Genomic DNA, 14437 nt, shown 5'->3' with positions numbered 1-14437 from the left:
TAAATTTTAGCTTGTTTAAACTAGTCAGTCCTGTTTTATATTAAAAAAATTCATCACCATTAATTCTGAAGACCCGATCGCCACCGCATTTATCGCTGGTATCCTACTCGTAGGAATCGCATTAACCATTACACCACCACCTACTCCCATTCCATCATTACCCGCATCAAAATAGTAAAGATATCGACACGATTGTACTGTGGCGATCGCACCTGTTACTATGAAATCTCAATTTATATAAATTGGAGTTGTTATGATGGATGAAAAGTGGAATAGTGCTTCTTTACGGATTGGTAGCAAAACAATGAGTACAGCCCAAATAACAGATATTATAGAAGTACAACCAACCGAATCATACGAAAAAGGAACTCCTTTAAGCAGACGCAATTCTAAAAGTGCAGTTAGGCATGAAACACTTTGGATTAAAGAAAGCTTTCCTTGCCTCTAGCCGTCACCTCGTTCCCAGCCTCCGGCTGGGAATGCCTTCAGTGAGGCTCCGCCTCCAAACAACTCGTTTGCCTCTAGCCGTCACCTCGTTCCCAGCCTCCGGCTGGGAATGCCTTCTGGAGGCTCCGCCTCCAAAGAAAAATCAATCAACTCCACCTGCACCAAACTAGGCTGTTCCATGTAATTCCGATAACTAGAATACCGCCAATGAGCCGGATCATCCACATACCCCCGTTTGATCGGATTATTGTGAATATAATCCAACTTTTGTCGAAACATTTCCTCATTCAAAATAGCTTGTGGGTGAAAACCTTCTTGCCAAAGCTGATATTCTTGGTTTTTCTTGTGTTTTACTTTATAAAACTCAAGCTGATTAAGTATATAGATAGAGTTCTTTTTCTTAAGTAAGTCAATAATAGATCGAGCAGTAAATGATTTAAAATCACCTATTTCCTTGGATAAATTTGCAGAAGACGCTATGAGGTGAAGATGATTCTCCATAATTACAAAACTGTAAATTGTTAAACGTTGGTGGCGGTGGAGAAAATTGAGGGAGTCTATAACAATTTGTGCAAGTTCAACTTGACCGAATAATGGTATCCAGTTGACTATAGTGCAGGTGAGAAAGTGGGGTTGATTTCCTAATACGTGATAGCGGCTGCGTCCCATTGTGTTACCTTAGTTTTAGGGTGAGGCTGAGCCTCATAGAGTCTGTTCCCAGGCTCAGCCTGGGAACGAGATACGAAAATCTAAACTGCGTATCCTAAGTTTGGAGGTGACTGCATTTGCTTAATGATAAAAATTACTGCACCTACTACCACAACTAGTAAAAACATTCCGCTTGCTCCATAAAGCAATCCTACCTTTAATCCATCTGCATAACCGGATTTGTAAGCAGTACCACTAAGCCACAAACGTAAGCAGTCAAACGCCTTGTCTGCTACTGGTGCCACTGCTAAAATAACCTGTGCTATCACATTCACCTCTAGCAAATTAATTTTAATATTTTTATTATTTTAACTAGATATATTATGTTAATTGGTGAGTAAATCGAATCTTTAAAATCAAGCTATTCAACGTAAGTAAATTTTCAAAATTAACCAGAATTATATAAATACTTATGAAAAACATACAATTATGTAAAAAAACTATTAATTAATCATTTTTAATCACACCCTTCGTGCCTTTAGCTTGATGCTCCGTATTTACCGACGCTTGACAACGTTATGGAGGAGAGTGCAACGCGAACACACTCTTTATTTTTGGGTTGTGCTGGAGAGGTGCGGGAGGCGGAGCCTCACTGAAGGCATTCCCAGCCGGAGGCTGGGAACGAGGAAGGACCCGGAGGGCGGTTTATAACTCAATTAGGATTGCTATATCATAGTACTTAATCAGATATAATCGCAATCAAACATCTTAAGTTATGACTGATACAAAGCCTGTTCGCGTAGTACGTCGGGGAAGAATATTTCCAGAGATTCAGTGGAAAGAAGAATAAAAAGCCCAATGGCGCTCTGAATTAGAAGCAAATTATCAACGCAGCAAAGTGATTTTTGATCGCTTCTAGCCAGAGTTAATTAAAACTCACTATAACTGGTTTATGGCTGTTGAACCAAATAGTGGTGATTATTTTATTGATAAAGATGAAGAAGTAGTAACCCAAATGTGCCATCAGTTGTACTCAAATGCTATTCCTTTCATTTTCGTTATCAATGAAACAGGAGTTGCTGGCAGGATATGATGGAAGGCAATTATGTCCGTGATGGCGAATTATATTTTGATATAGATTTGATTGCTGCTGACGGATTAGAACTACCAGTAATTGCTATGCTGGATACAGGGTTTACAGAGCTACTTGCTGTTAATGCTCAAGATTTAGAGGCGCTAGATTGGCGTTATTTGCGTGAGCGACAACTGCGAACAGCACAAGGGATAGCAATTTTTAAGATTTATGTGGGAATACGCGCTTGATGGAATTGTATTTGAAATACCCATCTATGCTGGCGACGAAATTACGGAAGTCTTACTTGGTAGTCAGTGGTTAAAAACTATGCGTTTGTTGGCAGACATGCCATCAGGAATTTTGACTCTGGAAGCAACTTGAGAATAACTCCACAAACCCAGTTTTTTTATGAATAACTCCATAAACCCAGTTTTTTTATAAACCGGGTTTCTGTAAAAGGTTAGCGCATGTTATACCCATTCACTTTAACTGCGAGACAAATTTTAGATGTAGAGACGCGATATATCGCGTCTCTGAGCGAGTTGATATGTATCATGCCCGAGCGTGAAATGGTATTACTTCTTTCCACCTGGAGTGCGCCCACCTTCGTCGTTACTTCCACCATGTGGACGGGAATTTTTTACTCTCTACCCTGAGTGTCATCATCGTCTTCTTGGGCTTCTACCGCTGTTTTTTCTACAGTATGCGGTGAAGATATATCTGCTACATCGCCTGTACTGACTAAAGCTTTGTACAACAAAGCACAAACTTCTGCTCTGGTGGCGACTTTATCCGCATTGAGCGATTGGGCATTGGGATAATTGACGACAATACCACGATTTGTCAGAGCTGCGATCGCCTGACGAACATCGCTACGAATTGTATCTGCATCAGTATAATTTGCTAAAATTGCCTCTGTGGAACTACTAGTAGTGTAGTTTAATCCCCGTGCCAACCCCAGCATTACTTCCAAGCGAGAAAGGCTAATGGTAGGCTTGAATTCATTACCAAAAGTTCCTAGAAAGCCTGTTTGATAAGCTTCGCGAATAGCATTGTATGCCCAATATCTAGAGGAGACATCCTTGAATTTGATGGCGTTGCGAACTTTAACCTTCTCAAAAGCTTGACTAATCATTGCTGCAAATTGAGCGCGAGTTACTTGTTGATCGGGACGAAACGTACCATCAGGAAATCCTTCGATCACTTCGATTGCCGCCAACTCAGCAATAAAATCTCTCGCCCAATGATTGGTTGAAACATCGGAAAATTTAACTAAGACTCCATTAGCTACACCTACCTGACGATAATTTTTCATCAATTCGGTGATATCGTAAGTAGAGTTACTGTCATCGTTTTGGTTCAATGGCACTAACTTACCAGGAGCAGCTTTCAGTGCTGGTGCTAAACTGGAACTAAAGGCACTAATAGACTCTTTAGTAAAAGAAGCTGGATAAACACTAGTTGCAGTAATTGTTGATAAACCTTGTACCTGGAATTGGCTAGCTCTGATTTGTCGGGAATTACTGAAGAAGCTGACTCGCTGTCCACTAACTTGGGTAAAATAATCGTAAGTGGTAGTACCAGCATCAATTTTGCCGTCAAAGTCAGCATCAACACCATAAACAGTGCGCACAACTTGATACTGTGTTGGATTAGCTGACAAAATTAAGTTAACCGCTGTATTTGCTGTTAAACAATCAAATTCGCTGTAGCCGATAAAGCGGTTTTGGGGATCGAACAAGCGCACAACAATGCGATCGCCTGCTTTTAACCCCTTGACAAACTTTGCCTTGTGCTTAATCTTATACTTATAATCACCCAAAAACCGTTCTTTAAAATAGCCTTTACCACGTTTAGCCTTCACAGAAACACGGGCAATTACTTCTGTAAAGTTACCGGACGGTTGTAAAATAGCGAGAGTAAAACCTGGTTTTTTACTGTCGTAAGCAACAGCACTCGCTCTTGCTTGGGTAGTACGTTGTACAGTCATCACTTGCCGCTGTACAGTAGTGCGACTAGTAACTTGACTAGTGGTAGTTTGTGTTCTTAACATTGTGGCACTAACAGCTTGAGTTAAGCCTTCATCCAACATAGCGACTTTTCCCGACTCATCAGTACGATACACCCACATTTTTTGCTTGTCGGCAACGAAAACTTGCCAACCAGGCACAACATTTTGAGTGCATTCATTCCCTTTTAAACCCAAACAGCCATCAGCCCAAGTCTGCTTTTGAGCCTTAACAACACGCAAAGCGGAAATTTCTACATTTGTACGTCGAGAAATATCCTCTAAAACGGCTGTTTTCACACTTTCTGGCACAACCTGAACCTGTTTGTTATCGTCATCATCGTCGTCGTCATCATTATCATCCGCCAATAACAATTGTGGCGAGTGAGAATTTTCAGTAGTAGGTAACCCAGATGCGTAAACTGAAGATATCGGCGCAACCATAACCAAGTAGGCTGTAGCCAAAACAATTTTGCCCAGCGAAGTCAAAGATGTTTGATTCATGTATCTCAACCACATTATAAAGAAATAGCTAAAACAGCAGACGCACTCCTATCTCTCTTTAGCTATTAATCCCATAATGGTGATAAAACTAACATCAGATCCCCGACTTCTCCAAGAAGTCGGGGATCTATCTAGCGATAAATTGCCGCTAGTTGTGGTAGGGGGAGTGTGACGGTGAAGGTGGTTCCTACTCCTAGTTCACTTTCTACGGCTATTTTACCGCCGTATAAATCTACACATCTTTTGACGATCGCCAGCCCTAAACCTGTACCGGGAATATCTTTGACGTTAGTGGCGCGATGGAATAAGCTGAATAGTTTTTCTTTGTCTTCTGAGGGGATACCTATGCCATAATCTTGAATTTGAAAGATAGCTTCATCTTCATGGCAATGAAGAAACAGGTTAATTATACTGTTGGAGGGAGAATACTTAACGGCATTGGTAAGTAAGTTACACAGGATATGGCGGATGAGATGCTCGTCTACGTAAACTTTGCTACATTTACCAGAGGTGATTAAGGTAATTTCCTGGTGGCTACTTGTACTTAAACGGATTTCTTCTACTATATCGCTACATAATTCTACTAAATTCAACGGTTGGATGTTTGATTTGAATTTACCTAAATCAACTTTACCAATTAGCAGTACATCATCTATTAACTCGGACATTTTTTTGACTGCTTGTTTAATTTGGCGAAAAAATTGTTTTTTTCTATCTTGAGATAGTTGTTGAGCGTGAAGTTCTATGATTTGAGCACAAGACAAAATAATTTGCAGCGGAGAGCGAAACTCATGAGACACCATTGCCACAAACCGGGATTTAAGTTCGCTCATTTCTCGTTCTTTTTGCAAACAGTCGCGAATTTCTGCCTCTAGACATCGCCTTTGCTCTACTTCCATCAGCAGTTTTTTGTTAGCAGTATGGAGTTGCTGAGAAAGTTGACGCGATCGCAATAATACCTCTACTCTTGTTAGCAACTCCAGTTTTTCAATTGGCGTCACAATCAACTCGTCGATATTTTGCCATAAACGGGTATAATTATCTGACTGAGTGATTCGTAGACGAGTAGCCATCCCTACTCCTCGTCGCGACGTCACCAACAGAAATGGTAACAAAACAGGTGACTCTGCTTCTCTTCTGGCTTTTACCTGTGAAGTTATGCGCTCAAGTGTCACACCACACAAAATACACAAATCAAAAGGCTGCTCCCATAAAGTCGCCACATTTAAAGCATCCGATACAATCACTTCATAGCGGGTTTCCAACCATTGCGCCATCAAGCAGCTATTTTTCTGATTATCTAGTAGTAGCAAAATTTTGCTCACAGCTACTCTCCCTCTCAGTCGCGTGCTTATCCTGAATAATTCTTGTCACCCTACCATCAGACTAAATATATGTATTAAAATCAGCTTTTATTCTGTTACATAATTATCCATTAGTTGATTTACGGATTACGAATTATTAATTGTAAATTTTTTTTACTACACCAAACTATTCCATTCTGGTGTACCATTAAGAATGCCCCGCAAACCCTCAAGTGGTTTACCGACCTTGATTCCGTAACGGTTAATTTCGATCTCACGCAAATTTTTTTCAAAATCAGATAAGCGCTTTTTCAGCACTCCGATTGCTTTTCGCATCTGACCTTGAATTTCTAAGTAGCGTAAAAAAACAATATTATCTACTAAATGACTAATACCAAATTCTGTAGTGCGAAATTCGCCAATAATATATTCTGTATCATTAATTAACAGTACAGTTACGCCCATATTCTGCAAATATCTGCACAAAACATGGAGGTGGCTGACTAAATCTTTGCCTCCTAAAGCCTCCTGATAACCACAAATACTATCTATCATCACTATTTTAGCTTGCTTTTGTTCTACCTCAGCCTGTACCAAACGAGAGAATTCGTCGGCTGTCAATTGCAGTGGTATTTCTATAATTGAGAGTATGCCACACTCTCTCATTGCTTTAATTGGTATATTTACTGATTCTGAACGAAAAAGCAAAGATTCTGGAGTTTCTGCAAACGTGTAAATTACAGATCTTTCCCCTCTATGAGCAGCTCCACTAATAAACTGCACTCCCAAAGTAGTTTTGCCTGCACCAGTTGCACCAGTTAAGAGGGTGACAGTACCTCTTTCTAACCCACCGTGCAACATTTGATCTAATTCTGGGACACCAGAAGGAATAGCTTCACAAACAAATTGCTTTTGATCAACTTCTGGTTGCAAGCGAGGAAATACCTCCATACCTGTTTTAGTTAATCGCATCGGGTGCAAACCACCTTGAAAATCTGAACCGCGATACTTACTCACACAGATATTTCTTTCTGTTAGAGAATGATGAAGATGAATGATGCCATCACCGATAAATTGCAAGTCATCATCTGGAGTAGTGTTACTACTCTCTGAGGCAAACAATACAGTGGCCTCTTGTGCTAATATGAAGCGAATGAATGATAGCACCTGTTTGCGAAATAAAAAAGTATCGTTAGATAGATAGCGAAACTGTGTCATGCAATCAACAAAAACGCGCCTTGGTTTGAGAGCTTCTACTTGCTCGATAATTCTTTGGGTAATTGGCTCTCGTTCGACTTCTGCAGGGGAGAATATGTCATAAGTTTCAACTCTCAAGAAAAATTCGGCATTCGGACTTAGGTCAAGAAAATCAATATTCTTGGCGTTACAATTGAGAGCTTCGGCATTAGCGCGAATTTGTTCTGCTGGTTCTCCTAAAGTAATGTACAAGCTGGTTTCACCATTGGCAACTCCAGCAGCAAGAAAGTGTATTCCCAGAGTGGTTTTACCCGTTCCAGGACCCCCCCGCACTAGATATGCTCGATTTGGAAGCAGACCTCCATGCAAAACTTCGTCCAGACCCGAAACTCCAGTAGAAAGGCGATGTTGAACCATTGGACGGGTTGTAACGATCTGAAAATAAAAATAATATTCATATTTTGAATTAATATGTACAATCTAGTTGATTTGTTAACATTTTTTATTTAAAAGTTACGTAAAGTAAACAGATACCCGACTCCTCTAAGAACACCCTACAGAACACCCATCTTCACCATGCTACCTGTTATTTCTAGCATTCCGTTGCGGCAAATGGCTTTTGGTGATTTGTTATCTCTACAAATATACAAATTCATTGGCGCTCATCCTGGCAAAAAAGTTTACATTCAATCTAATTTGCATGGTGCTGAAATCGTTGGTAACGCAGTTATTCCAAATATGCTGCGAGTGTTTGAAACAGAAGCACTGGTGGACACAGGGGCAGTGCGAACTGTAGTTACAGGTGATATGGTTTTAATTGGGCCCATTAGATAAACTTCTTGTGGGATGGAGAGCAGCGCTGCATCCGAATTTCCCACTGTCAGGCGCGACTGCGGAGCATCCTGCCCGTCCCAGACAACTGGGGGCTTGCCGGATGCCTACCCCAGTCCATCTCTTTACACAAAAGAACTTAACTGTTCCTCACAAACCCAAATACCGTGGAACCCATAAGGTACTCGTTGGGGAATTAGCACCCGCGCCACAGGTTCAGCAGTTACATCTTGGGCATTTATTACTACCAATTCAGAAGTATCAGAACTGCGATCGCACACAAAAGTAATCAGCCAACCATCATCTTCAATACCACCAAGACGAGGTACAAACACTGCCTCACCACCATAGCGTTCCCGTCCAAATTCATGAGTTTGGGATTTGCCAGTGCTTACGTCATACTTAATTAAACCCTCGAACAAAGGCATAGAATTCTTCGCCATCTTTGCTGTATAGCCATATCGTGTTTGTCTACCCAAAAGGTTTTCATTTACACGGGGAAATTCTGAAGGTACATCGTCCAACATTTGCTCACACACAGTCCCTGTATTTAGGTTAAACCGCCATTGATGGAGGCGAGGGATATCGCCTTGAGAATTCGGGTGTGTGTCTTGCGGTGAACCTAAGACAGTGGTGGAATTCATGCGACAGCCGATTAGTACTACTTCCTCGCCCTCCTCGTAGGCGTTGAGAGTGTGGAAAACATAGCAAGCGGGACTCTCAAACCAACGGATTTCAGCGTCTGCGTGACGTGGAATAATACCAAAGCGACTGGGGCGGGTGCGCTCAAACATCAGCATTGGTTCTCCCCGTTGCATCCTTTCCCCACTAAAAGTCAAGGGCAGATCCATAAAAATAGTGTAGTGTTCGGTAATGGCGAAATCATGCATCATCACCGCCATTGGTAGATCAATAGGTTTTGTCCATAACAACTCTCCTTGGGCAGAAACTACGCTATACCGCAAGTACGGTGGCGCAAAGGAGTAGCCAAAAAACATCATTTCACCCGTAACCGGATCTACCTTAGGATGTGCCGTGAAGGCAGAAGCTAGTTTGCCGTTGTATGTATACTCACCAATTGTCTCCAACTCAGGAACTGCGATCGCGTGAGGCGCACCCCCTTCCCACAAAGCTAATAACTGTCCGCTGTGGTACACTAAAGCAGTATTAGCGGTATTCTTATAAGAACCGTAGGGATTGTCTTTGTTTGGTGGTTCTAACAATCCACTCCAAACTGCCTTACCTTCTTGGTTCTCTATTTCCCATCCTCTAGTTCGCACATAGCGATTGCGATAGGTAGCTTTACCGTTGCTAATTCTCACTCCATGCAACATCCCATCACCATCAAACCAATGATACCGTCCAATCGGTGTCCATTGGGGATTAGGACCATTGCGCACAAACATTCCTGATAAGTCAGGTGGTAACTCACCTATGACTTGTAGAGTGTCAGTGATAATTTCTTCATGCACTGGCGCAAAATTGCCATCAAGAAAGGGATTAACTGCTGCTTTTGTTTCCATTGTGTGTGTTGAGCGAACGTAAATCCAATTAAACACTTTTTTAATATATACGCCCGACTCGTTGCTTTGACCTAGATATTCGTAGTACTGTGTAATTGCTTTGAAAAAAGACTTCTACCATGCTCCCAGCTATATCTACTATTCCGCTGCGTCAAATGGCTTCAGGTGATTTGTTATCTCTGCAAGTATACAAATTCATAGGCGCTTATCCTGGCAAAAAAGTTTACATTCAATCTAATTTGCATGGGGCTGAAATCGTTGGTAATGCTGTTATTCACCAATTAATTGAGTTTTTGCTGAGGTTAAATGATACCGATTTGACTGGGGAAATTTGGCTTGTTCCCGTTTGTAACCCTATGGGAACCAACCAACGTTCTCACATTTTTTCCTCTGGTAGATACTGTGTTTACGAAGCCAAAGACTGGAACCGCATTTTTTGGGATTACGAAAAAGTAGCCGATGATTTATTAGCATTTGCCAAATCTCAAATTAATCTTGATCTAAATCTTGTGCGAAAAAATTATTTAAGCTTAATTCAAGAAAAATTTTCTCAACTTTTAGATCAGATTAACTCTCCTAGTAGCGTACCATATACAGAGCGATTTCGTTACCAACTGCAATCTATAAGTTTAGATGCAGACTACTTGATTGATATACATAGTGCCACAAATCAAGGCATCAATTACCTTTATTACTTCCGTAATCGAGAAGATAGTGCCAAACACTTTTTACTTAACTATGGAATTTTACTTGATACTTATGATGGTGATGCTTTTGATGAAGCTTTTATCAAACCTTGGTTAGCTTTAGAAGATTGTTTTGCACAGCTTGGGAGAAAAATTACGTTTGATGTGGAAGCTTGGACACTTGAATTAGGAAAAGGAATGCAGATGATTCCAGATTCTGTCGAAAAAGGTGTCTTGGGTGTGAAAAATTATTTAGTACAAAAAGATATTATACAAATATCTGGTTTTACCCTACATAATTCTACATCTAACGAAATGACTTTTAAAATTAGAAGTAACGTCAAAAAATATTATGCTCCTGCTGGCGGTATGATTCAATCAAGAGTAGAATTAGGTAGTTCCGTACAAGCAGGACAACGTGTTTATCAAATTTTAAGTTTTAATAAAGAGGGTAAATTACCTACGGTGATAGATGTTTGTGCTGAACAAGATGGATTAGTTTATGACGTATCAACTAATTACGCAGTGAATGAAGGCGAATATGTAATCGGCATTGTATAGGCTGTTACGCACGCTCGCACTCTTTATCCCACTTCTGTAACTTTTGGTTAATGATATATATGAATTTGTAGATTAAACTTGAATTTAGGCGATCGCCAAATTTGTCAATTAATTTTATGTTTGTTTTGTCGGCAGCAAATCAACTTACCTTAAATATAAATTAGGACGGGGGAGCCAGATGTGACTAGTATTCAAAATGACATCTTCTCTGTTTCAGAATTGATAATTCCGCAGGCTCCTCCTGAATTTAAATCAGGGTTTATCGGCATTATCGGGCGTCCAAATGTCGGTAAATCTACGTTATTAAATCAATTAGTAGGTCAAAAAATAGCCATAACCTCACCAGTAGCACAAACCACGCGCAATCGGTTGAGAGGAATTGTCACTACACCAGAGGCACAGCTAATTTTTGTCGATACTCCAGGAATTCATAAACCCCATCATCAATTAGGCGAAGTACTGGTGCAAAATGCCAAAATAGCCATTGAATCGGTAGATGTGGTACTGTTTGTCGTGGATGGAACAACGGCATGTGGAGCAGGCGATCGCTATATTGCCGATTTACTCAGTCGCAGCCAAACACCAGTAATTATGGGTATCAACAAAATTGACACTCAACCCACAGATGCCCAACCTTTAGATGATACCTACACCCAGTTGGCTCAGTCACATCAGTGGCAAACAATCAAATTTTCTGCCAAAACTGGAGAGCAGTTGCCACAACTGCAACAATTATTAATAGAACAGCTAGAAGTAGGTCCATTATACTATCCTCCTGACTTGGTAACAGACCAACCAGAACGCTTTATTATGGGAGAATTGATTCGAGAACAGATCTTACTGTTAACTCGTGAAGAAGTTCCTCATTCTGTAGCCGTCTCTATCGACTTGGTAGAAGAAACACCAGCTATTACCCGTGTACTAGCTACCATACACGTAGAGCGAGATTCCCAAAAAGGAATTCTGATTGGCAAAGGCGGAACTATGTTAAAAGCAGTTGGCAGTGCAGCACGCGAACAAATCCAAAAGTTAATCGCCGGTAAAGTATATTTGGAACTATTCGTCAAAGTACAACCAAAATGGCGTCAGTCTCGTATCCGTTTGGCAGAATTGGGTTATCGTGTCGAAGAATAGTCAATAGCTAATAGCTAATGGCTAATGGCTAATAGTGCAATTAGCAATTAGCAATTAACAATTAGCAATTATCAATTAACAATTAGCAATTATCAATGTACTCCTTAAACTTGCCAACAGATACTTCTGTGTTAAGAGTTTTAATAGTAGAAGATGATCCGATGATGCAACTGGGATTAGAACAGTCTTTAATGGCTTACCCCCAGTTGGAAATTGTTGGGCAAGCGGAAGATGGTTATTTAGGTGTACAAGCAGCACTAAAACTGAAACCAGATTTGGTGGTAATGGATATTGGCTTACCACGATTAGATGGAATTGCGGCGACACAGCAAATTAAAGCAGCACTGCCAAACACCCATGTAGTGATGTTAACATCACACAAGACAGACACAGAAATTATTGCGGCACTTTCTAGCGGTGCAGATGCATACTGTATTAAAGGGGCAAGTGTAGAAAGACTATTGAGTGCGATAGCAGCTGCAGTCGAAGGTGCAACATATCTCGATCCCCAAATTGCTCGCCGAGTAGTTGACAATCTCAAACCACCATCTAATCCAGGAAATTCAGCTAACCTATCTGCACGCGAGTTAGAAGTGTTGAAACTGATGGTAGAAGGCAAAAGCAACCCAGAAATTGCATCTTTACTTTATCTTAGTCCCAACACAGTAAAAACTCACGTTCGGGGGATAATGAATAAATTATCAGTTGACGATCGCGTACAAGCTGCGGTAGTAGCACTGCGCTCTGGTTTAGTTTGACTGTACAAACTTGTGTCCCCCTGCTTCAACTTGAAGTTTACCTTCCTTCCATCCTTGAGAAATCGGTTTACCATCTTCACTTTGATAGACAGCGTAGTGATTGCGCCATTCATGAAAGCGCCCATTCCGCCAAACCTTTGGTAAACCCAAAGGTTGATATTGCAGTTTCACTTTCCCCACCACACCTTGATACTCAACTACTCCATCATCAAATGAGTTTAAGTGCGATCGTGATTTTACCAACTTTTTAAACTGCTCAAAATTACCGTGACTTTCCACTTCACCCACTTCAAGCGCAAATCCAGAAGATATCCTTGCTTGCCCCCCTTGAAAAGGGGGGTTGGGGGGTTTAGCAATCGCACTTAAAATGCGATCATTAGGGTAGCGTTTGCTAATCTTCTCTGTTGCAGCTTGGTTAATCCCCAAAAATTGCAAATTAATTGGTGTCAACGCCAGCCACGTCTTTTCATAACTAATAAAAGTGATCTCACTTATAGTTTCTATCTTTGCTGACTTGGGTAAAAAGAATTGAAACGGCGCTGATGGTTTCTCATTCAACCAGATTACCAAATTTCGGTACTGAGCAATGTTGTCACCTCCAATCGAATTCGTAGAAATTGCCGTAGAATCTGTTCCCGTAGCCGCAATAAAGTAATCCACTCCCTTTTGGGAGTTAAACGTCATCATTTTAAAGCCATTCCAATCGCCCCCGGAACCTTGGGCTAAAGTCCCTAATTGGAAAGTATTGCCAAAATACAAAGTTTCGTGAAACTGCGGTGCAACATCGCCACCAGGTTTCCAATTTTCATAAGTAGGTTTTGAATTCAGTAGTTCTACTGATTTATTAAATTTTTTCTGCGCCAATGCTACAACAGCCAGAGGTGGGCGATAGCTGCTAGTAATTAAGTGTACTTCATCAGGTTCTGGGTTGGGATCTGCTACAGGCGAATCGTCAAAATACAACCCCAGTGAGTGGGTAGCAAGAGAACACCAAACACAGTTTCCCTGACTATAATCGCGTTTGGAAGGTCCACCAAATCCACCCCGCCAATATTTTACTGCGCCGGAGGTGAAAAACCAGTCAAGTGCAGATTTGGCAAGAGATTTTACCTGAGGATCTTTGGCAAAGTCATAAAGATTTACATAAGTTGTGACAGCGTGTCCGAGATAATTTTCCGAATCCCACTCACCTTGTCCGATTTGGTAAAGAGTACGAACATTTCTGCTAATACGTTCTTTATAAATTTTACGTGTCTTTTCGTTCCCAGTTTCTTCCGCAAATAAATAGACAGCAACTTCTCGCATTGCTCTCAAATTGTCAGTGTTGCGACAATCTACCCAGCTATTACAGTTATCTATGGAGTTAGCCCAAAACTGGCGCGGGGTGGGGAAATAATGTGTCAGCGGATCTTCTGACGTCCATATCTGCATTGCCTTTTTCATCCGCTGACGATATGCTGGATCGAGATACTTGCCAAAGTAGAAATATTTGCGGATTTGTCCTTTGAGGGTAAAACTTGAGTAAAAATCAATACCCAATGTATGGGCGTGGCTTTGGGCGTCAGCATCTTCAGATTGCAGGAAAGCAATTGCTTTTTCACGGTTTCCAGCAAGAAAGTCAATCATCGCTTTCGGGTATGATTTTTTCTCACTCTCGAAGGATGTGCTTCCGTAGTTACTACCTGCTAGTTTGGTAATTACCTGTTTTGAACGCTGCTGGAACTTTGCTTCCATATCCGGTGTCCATTTAGACTCTGAGGA

14 protein-coding genes and 1 pseudogene are annotated in these 14437 nt (G+C 41.0%); 8 read left to right on the top strand and 7 right to left on the bottom strand.

Going from position 1 to position 14437, the window contains the following annotated elements; all coding sequences use genetic code 11:
- Window positions 1-253: 253 nt before the first annotated feature.
- On the top strand, window positions 254-448 hold the full coding sequence (locus tag ICL16_RS30615; protein WP_190835364.1) for a DUF4279 domain-containing protein: 195 nt from the start codon (window positions 254-256) through the stop codon (window positions 446-448).
- A gap of 80 nt (window positions 449-528) precedes the next feature.
- Here the strand turns inward: ICL16_RS30615 and ICL16_RS30610 are convergent, their stop codons facing one another.
- Window positions 529-1116, bottom strand: coding sequence for an REP-associated tyrosine transposase (locus tag ICL16_RS30610; protein WP_190835363.1), 588 nt, complete (start codon window positions 1114-1116; stop codon window positions 529-531).
- An 80-nt stretch (window positions 1117-1196) separates the two neighbouring features.
- Window positions 1197-1424 carry a hypothetical protein gene (locus ICL16_RS30605; RefSeq protein ID WP_190835362.1) on the bottom strand — a complete coding sequence of 76 codons (228 nt, stop codon included), beginning with the start codon at window positions 1422-1424 and terminating at the stop codon, window positions 1197-1199.
- A 623-nt stretch (window positions 1425-2047) separates the two neighbouring features.
- On the opposite strand from ICL16_RS30605, the gene ICL16_RS47845 reads away from it, so the two are divergent.
- The 3 genes from ICL16_RS47845 to ICL16_RS47460 are packed head-to-tail and all read left to right on the top strand — an operon-like array spanning window position 2048 to window position 2551.
- The gene (locus tag ICL16_RS47845; RefSeq protein WP_420485315.1) at window positions 2048-2188 is read left to right on the top strand and encodes a hypothetical protein; all 141 of its coding nucleotides are present in this window, start codon (window positions 2048-2050) and stop codon (window positions 2186-2188) included.
- Window positions 2185-2418, top strand: coding sequence for a hypothetical protein (locus tag ICL16_RS47465; protein WP_337907158.1), 234 nt, complete (start codon window positions 2185-2187; stop codon window positions 2416-2418). The genes ICL16_RS47845 and ICL16_RS47465 overlap by 4 nt, the downstream gene beginning before the upstream one ends.
- Complete coding sequence (locus tag ICL16_RS47460; protein ID WP_337907157.1) at window positions 2399-2551, top strand: hypothetical protein; 153 nt, start codon at window positions 2399-2401, stop codon at window positions 2549-2551. The genes ICL16_RS47465 and ICL16_RS47460 overlap by 20 nt, the downstream gene beginning before the upstream one ends.
- A 259-nt stretch (window positions 2552-2810) precedes the next feature.
- Here ICL16_RS47460 and ICL16_RS30590 read toward each other — a convergent pair whose 3' ends face one another.
- The 3 genes from ICL16_RS30590 to ICL16_RS30580 form a co-directional block, all read right to left on the bottom strand.
- Window positions 2811-4682, bottom strand: coding sequence for an S-layer homology domain-containing protein (locus ICL16_RS30590; protein WP_238361029.1), 1872 nt, complete (start codon window positions 4680-4682; stop codon window positions 2811-2813).
- A 131-nt stretch (window positions 4683-4813) separates the two neighbouring features.
- Window positions 4814-6007 (bottom strand): ATP-binding protein, encoded by a 1194-nt coding sequence (locus ICL16_RS30585; RefSeq protein ID WP_190835361.1) that lies wholly within the window; start codon window positions 6005-6007, stop codon window positions 4814-4816.
- Window positions 6008-6163: 156 nt separating this feature from the next.
- Entirely contained in the window at window positions 6164-7600 is a 1437-nt protein-coding gene (locus ICL16_RS30580; protein ID WP_190835360.1) for an ATPase domain-containing protein, read from the bottom strand.
- Between the two features lie 159 nt (window positions 7601-7759).
- Between ICL16_RS30580 and ICL16_RS30575 the strand changes: the two are divergent.
- Window positions 7760-7942, top strand: a pseudogene (locus tag ICL16_RS30575) (succinylglutamate desuccinylase); the annotation flags it as partial.
- 197 nt (window positions 7943-8139) lie between these two features.
- Here the strand turns inward: ICL16_RS30575 and ICL16_RS30570 are convergent.
- Entirely contained in the window at window positions 8140-9537 is a 1398-nt protein-coding gene (locus ICL16_RS30570; RefSeq protein WP_190835359.1) for a carotenoid oxygenase family protein, read from the bottom strand.
- Window positions 9538-9656: 119 nt separating this feature from the next.
- On the opposite strand from ICL16_RS30570, the gene ICL16_RS30565 reads away from it, so the two are divergent.
- From ICL16_RS30565 to ICL16_RS30555, 3 genes are all read left to right on the top strand, one after another.
- On the top strand, window positions 9657-10784 hold the full coding sequence (locus ICL16_RS30565; protein WP_190835358.1) for a succinylglutamate desuccinylase/aspartoacylase family protein: 1128 nt from the start codon (window positions 9657-9659) through the stop codon (window positions 10782-10784).
- A gap of 180 nt (window positions 10785-10964) precedes the next feature.
- Window positions 10965-11918, top strand: a complete 954-nt coding sequence (gene era / locus ICL16_RS30560) for a GTPase Era (RefSeq protein ID WP_190835357.1) — start codon at window positions 10965-10967, stop codon at window positions 11916-11918.
- A gap of 95 nt (window positions 11919-12013) precedes the next feature.
- Window positions 12014-12676: a response regulator gene (locus tag ICL16_RS30555; RefSeq protein WP_190835356.1), complete on the top strand. Its 663-nt coding sequence runs from the start codon at window positions 12014-12016 to the stop codon at window positions 12674-12676.
- Here ICL16_RS30555 and ICL16_RS30550 read toward each other — a convergent pair.
- Window positions 12668-14410: a hypothetical protein gene (locus tag ICL16_RS30550; protein ID WP_190835368.1), complete on the bottom strand. Its 1743-nt coding sequence runs from the start codon at window positions 14408-14410 to the stop codon at window positions 12668-12670. The two genes, ICL16_RS30555 and ICL16_RS30550, sit on opposite strands and share 9 nt — an antisense overlap.
- Between the last annotated feature and the right edge of the window lie 27 nt (window positions 14411-14437).

The sequence above is a fragment of the Iningainema tapete BLCC-T55 genome (assembly GCF_014698965.1).
Lineage (GTDB): Bacteria > Cyanobacteriota > Cyanobacteriia > Cyanobacteriales > Nostocaceae > Iningainema > Iningainema tapete.
This window is presented reverse-complemented; position numbering and strand designations above follow the sequence as displayed.

What these genes read in the sequence shown, in the direction of transcription:
- ICL16_RS47460 (WP_337907157.1), top strand. Translation starts at nt 2,399, where the DNA reads ATGTGGGAATACGCGCTTGATGGAATTGTATTTGAAATACCCATCTAT.
- ICL16_RS30570 (WP_190835359.1), bottom strand. Translation starts at nt 9,537, where the DNA reads ATGGAAACAAAAGCAGCAGTTAATCCCTTTCTTGATGGCAATTTTGCG.
- ICL16_RS30590 (WP_238361029.1), bottom strand. Translation starts at nt 4,682, where the DNA reads ATGAATCAAACATCTTTGACTTCGCTGGGCAAAATTGTTTTGGCTACA.
- ICL16_RS47465 (WP_337907158.1), top strand. Translation starts at nt 2,185, where the DNA reads ATGATGGAAGGCAATTATGTCCGTGATGGCGAATTATATTTTGATATA.
- ICL16_RS30555 (WP_190835356.1), top strand. Translation starts at nt 12,014, where the DNA reads ATGTACTCCTTAAACTTGCCAACAGATACTTCTGTGTTAAGAGTTTTA.
- ICL16_RS30550 (WP_190835368.1), bottom strand. Translation starts at nt 14,410, where the DNA reads ATGGAAGCAAAGTTCCAGCAGCGTTCAAAACAGGTAATTACCAAACTA.
- ICL16_RS30610 (WP_190835363.1), bottom strand. Translation starts at nt 1,116, where the DNA reads ATGGGACGCAGCCGCTATCACGTATTAGGAAATCAACCCCACTTTCTC.
- ICL16_RS30580 (WP_190835360.1), bottom strand. Translation starts at nt 7,600, where the DNA reads ATGGTTCAACATCGCCTTTCTACTGGAGTTTCGGGTCTGGACGAAGTT.
- ICL16_RS30615 (WP_190835364.1), top strand. Translation starts at nt 254, where the DNA reads ATGATGGATGAAAAGTGGAATAGTGCTTCTTTACGGATTGGTAGCAAA.
- ICL16_RS30565 (WP_190835358.1), top strand. Translation starts at nt 9,657, where the DNA reads ATGCTCCCAGCTATATCTACTATTCCGCTGCGTCAAATGGCTTCAGGT.
- ICL16_RS47845 (WP_420485315.1), top strand. Translation starts at nt 2,048, where the DNA reads ATGGCTGTTGAACCAAATAGTGGTGATTATTTTATTGATAAAGATGAA.